The organism is Micromonospora sp. NPDC001898 (assembly GCF_042891255.1).
GTDB lineage: Bacteria > Actinomycetota > Actinomycetes > Mycobacteriales > Micromonosporaceae > Micromonospora.
Map to the genome: position 1 here is coordinate 1 of NZ_JBIATC010000057.1, position 1,028 is coordinate 1,028.

The window sequence follows — 1,028 nt, forward strand, 5'->3', positions numbered from 1 at the left end:
TTGCGCGGTGCTGCGTTCCGCTGCTATTGTCGTTGCTGGCCGTGAAGTCGTTGTGGGGAGGTGAGACCCGTGAATGTAAACACCTATGGGTGCTCCCTCAGTCCGTCACGGTCCGGCGGCTGACGTTCGGTGTCGCCGGGAGCGCCTGAGATCGAGGCACTCCTGGAAGGAGACTCCGATGGACATGAAGCCTTTCATATCTGGTCTGAGCGAGAACGCGGTGGTGGTCACGCGTGTCGCGGACAGGCAATGGCATGCGTTGCATGACGACATGGTGGTCGGTCGCACGTTTGCGGAGCACCGGCCTGATGGGCGTTTGTTCGTCAGTATTGATGCCTGGCATGACGCTACCTTCGATCAGCTCGTTGAGGCGATGTTGGCGGAGTTGCCGGCGCCGCTGTACACGGTGGTCGACGAGGCCGATGTGGAGCTGACGGCTTGCTGGCGGCGGGCTGGTTTCACGGTTCGGCGCCGTGAGTGGGAGTACACGGTGCCGACCGATCCGCAGGTCACGGGGCTCGATGGAGTTCTACCGCCTTCGGGGGTGACGATCGTGCCCGCCGGTCAGGCGGATGTGGGCCTGTTGCGGGCGGTGGACCGTGCGATCCGTGACGAGGTCGAGGCGACCGTCGGGTGGCAGTCGATGCCGGCGGAGGTGGTTCCCCTGCCCGAGGGTGACACCATCGGTGACCCGTTGAACTACGCCGTGGCCGCAGCGCCGGAGCGCTACCTGGGTCTGGTCCGGGTGGTGACGGTGAACCGGCCGCGCATCGGGCTGGTAGCGGTCCGGGCCGGCGAGCAACGCCGCGGCATCGCGCGGGCGTTGCTGGCCCACACGCTGGAGACGCTGCACCGCTCCGGGATCGCCGCGACGTGGGCCGAAGTCCAGGAGTCCAACCAAGCGGCCTCGGCGCTGTTCGAGGGCATCGGGGCCCGGCCGGTGAGCAGCAACCTGGAGCTGGTGCGATGACGAGGACCAGGAAAGGCGTCGAAGTCGAGGGCCGGGTCGTCGAGTGCCTGCGCAGCGG

The 1,028-nt window shown here is 67.0% G+C and carries 1 protein-coding gene; it reads left to right on the plus strand.

Annotated elements, in window-relative coordinates; all coding sequences use genetic code 11:
• Positions 1–178: 178 nt before the first annotated feature.
• Entirely contained in the window at positions 179–970 is a 792-nt protein-coding gene (locus ACFYZF_RS30665; protein ID WP_387026676.1) for a GNAT family N-acetyltransferase, read from the plus strand.
• The last annotated feature ends 58 nt before the right edge of the window (positions 971–1,028 follow it).